General features: G+C 41.8%; 3 protein-coding genes. 1 reads left to right on the top strand and 2 read right to left on the bottom strand.

The window, feature by feature from the left end; translation table 11 throughout:
- Positions 1-99: 99 nt before the first annotated feature.
- Positions 100-369, top strand: a complete 270-nt coding sequence (locus I8U17_RS17860) for an AMP-binding enzyme (RefSeq protein ID WP_232331184.1) — start codon at positions 100-102, stop codon at positions 367-369.
- Between the two features lie 273 nt (positions 370-642).
- On the opposite strand, the gene I8U17_RS17865 is transcribed toward I8U17_RS17860, so the two are convergent.
- Together I8U17_RS17865 and I8U17_RS17870 are read right to left on the bottom strand one after the other, a co-directional pair.
- On the bottom strand, positions 643-1,158 hold the full coding sequence (locus tag I8U17_RS17865) for an Imm6 family immunity protein (RefSeq protein ID WP_198056502.1): 516 nt from the start codon (positions 1,156-1,158) through the stop codon (positions 643-645).
- Positions 1,159-1,175: 17 nt separating this feature from the next.
- A complete protein-coding gene (locus tag I8U17_RS17870; RefSeq protein ID WP_198059973.1) occupies positions 1,176-2,747 on the bottom strand; it encodes a hypothetical protein in 1,572 nt (523 codons plus the stop codon).
- Positions 2,748-3,313 lie beyond the last annotated feature (566 nt).

A 3,313-nucleotide genomic window follows, 5' to 3' on the forward strand; every position in this document is an offset into this window, starting at 1 on the left:
TCGTAAGGGGACATCTATGATGAGACGGCGATACGAAATTACGGATGAAGCTTGGGAAAAGATTGCTCCATTGTTACCCTCAAACGGTAAGCGTGGATCTTGTATCAGCATCCAGCTGTCATGGAAGCAGCCGTTGTCGGCGTTCCCCATGACAAGTGGGGAGAGGTGGGCAAAGCCTTCGTTGTACTGAAAGAGGGTTGCCGGGCGACTGAAGAGGAACTAATTGAATTTTGCCGTCAACATCTTGCCTCCTACAAATGCCCCCAGTCAGTGAAGTTTGTCGATAGCCTGCCAAAAAGTGCCGTTGGTAAAGTGGTTCGGCGGGTGCTGAGGGAGCCGTACTGGGAGGGCAAGGAACGGAAAATTTGATAAGAAACGAAGAGGAGGGAAAAGATGAACGCCTTTGATCGTTTGGCTGTCATAGGGTAGTACCAGCAAACATGCCATTACCCCAAAGTAGATTTTAAATTTAAATATTTTGATATTTATGAAAAATATGTGTTAAAAGCGTGAATTTTTTCTATTAACCTCTCTATGTCGTCATGTCAATGTTCCACCCATTCAGTCTAACTGATGTAGAAATAAAAAAAGGCTTAGTTCCTTTACATTGGAACCAGCCTTTTTTGTCTAATTCGGGTAAATTCAAATCAAACTAATCATTTCTTCTCTCTTGATCTTCTTGTCACTGCCTGCTGGATAGTTTGCAAGGAGATATTCTTTTAACCGTTCCACCCATTCTTCTTGGTATCCGTCCACTTTCCTTATTCTCTCCATGAACTCGCCCTGAGTAAATTCATCATTTATAGGTTCAAATTCTTGCGGGCATTTATGTTCCCTATTATCAAATATATATGCTTGTTTTATTGTAAAAAAAACTGCATAAAATACACACCAATAGACTAATTCCGCTTGTAAATCGCCTGGGAAAGGGTCATATTCAAGAGAAATAACGTAAAAGCCCTCATCTTCATCACCTAAACTCATATACATGTCAGATCCAGTATACTTCTTCTCTTCTACCCATTCCCAACACAAATCAATTGTTTCTCTTACTACAGGATAACAATCATAATTAGTTAATTTATCTAATATTTTTTCCGATAATGTTAAATAATAAGCAGCTTTCGCATCAGCAGTTACATGCTCATACCATTCCACAATCTATAACCTCCTATTTAATCAGGGTATTTATATTGTTTACCATTTTTCACCATAAAGAAATGTTTTTTCGTAATTTTTGCTCCCTCTTCTATCTCGCTTGATACAATTATTTCAAGATTTGGGTACCGCTTACTTAATTGATATAATATCCCTTTATTTGTATTAGGGTTTCTTCCGAGTCCTGACTTACATGCTGGACAGACACCATCTGAGTTTGATTGATGAATATATAGTTTTCCTTTTACATCTTGAGGATTTGGATATAAAGCATCAACTTTTTCAACAAATTTATTGATAACCATTTCTTCAGCATGTCTATCATATGGAGGGTTGAATGGTGCTTTAATCGGTCTATTTGGCATTTCCTCATCTAAAGGCTTTAATCCTGCTTCTGGTGGTGCTTCTTTTATAACTCTTGGAGATGCACCTTCAAATACTATACCTTCTAAACCTTTGACATCTGTTCTACCAACAGCTATCGTATCTATATCAGTACCTACTTTTTCTCTGAGATTTTTTAAATCATTTTCTAAAAGTCCTGTGTTAATGCATGGCGTCGCTACTGCAAAATAACCCCGTACCTGGTTAAGTGCAACGCAATTGGTCGTGCTTTTGAAGAGATTTTTTACAATCGGCGTTTTGGTGAGAAGTGGTTCCAGTGAAAATGCTGCCTTGTTGATGGCCGGTTCAGCGAAATGGACAAGGCTAACCATTCCTGCGCCAAAGATCCCAGAGAAGATCATGATTTTCCAGTTGATCTTTCGACCGTGCAGGAGGTCGTCGGCAACACTGGTTCCCGCTCCTTCAATTGAACCGATAAATCCGGATCGGGTGAAGATTTTTTGCAGCGGTCCGGGCAGTTTCCCGATCAGTTTGCTTCCTCCGCGGAGAAGCGGTCCAAGAAATCTGGATTCGGCCAGTCCTGTCAGCAGCTTCTGCCCAACTCCGGTGGCCAGGGCTCTTGAGGCTCCGCCGGCAATGCCCGCCCCGCACAGGCCAAGCAATGCGCCAATGGCCGCATCCAGGAAGGTGTTTTTATCGATTCTCCCGCCATTCAGGGCGACGCTGATCAAGAACGACGAGGCCGCACCAATTAATACGGAGGCTCCCAGCGGAGGGGCGACAAAACATAACACCACCCCGACTATCACCACAGCAGCACATGCGATGTACTCTTTATATTTTACGATCCAATTCCATGCGGCGGACAACCCATCTACGACAACTTTGGCGATTTTGTCACATACATTACAGATCCAGTCCCATGCTTCGGAACAAACTTCCTTTGTTTTATTCCAGGCACTGGAGACGGTTTCCTTTGTCCAATTCCATGCTTTCGTAAGCCAATTTCCATCTCCATCCTCTTTTTCTTTTTGGGAAGTTGAGGTGACTGGCGCTTCCTTCGCTGGAGCCGGACCTGGTTGAACCTTTTCAAAATGGTCATTTATATGGGGAACGTTAAAGCTGCTCCCACTCGCAAAAGCTTGGTCACTCCCCAAAATGCCTATCCCAATAAATGCGAAAAGAAAAATGATGATGAAGAGTTGAAAAACTTTACTTACACGAAAAGAAAAGAATCTTCTCAAATTCCTCTCCCCATTCGTTTATGTATTTGTTTATAGCAATATATTATGTCAAGCGGGAATTGATGGAAAGAGGAATTCCTTGCTTATAGCAAAACATCCTAATTCTTTTATAAATGATAACCTTCCTTGTTTTCCTTATTACATATCTTCCCAATATAAAAACCCCCGGAACACCGAGGGGTGGTGGAGCATAGCGGGCTCGAACTGCTGACCTCTACACTCCCATTGACATAGAGATATTAGAGTTAATAAACGCAAATAACTCTAGTTATAGGCTTTTTACTTACCTTTGAACTTAAAAAGATACGCTTCCGGCACTTTAAACCAATACGATTTAGGATGTTAAGGTTGAATTTTGATTCAATCCATAGGCTTTCTTACGACCATTTCAACCCTTCTCAAACGAATAAGCTATGTCAATCCTCCCATCCGGAGAAATCACCACTTCATCCAACAACGTCTGAAACACTGTCAACGCCGGGATTAAATTGACCCACTTCAGCCGGTTTAAAATTGACCCACCCCGGTGCCTCATTTAGCCTTTGAAGGTTCCCCGTAAACTCCAC

It is taken from the genome of Thermoactinomyces sp. CICC 10521, from assembly GCF_016055135.1.
In the GTDB taxonomy this organism is placed as follows: Bacteria; Bacillota; Bacilli; order Thermoactinomycetales; family Thermoactinomycetaceae; genus Thermoactinomyces_A; species Thermoactinomyces_A daqus.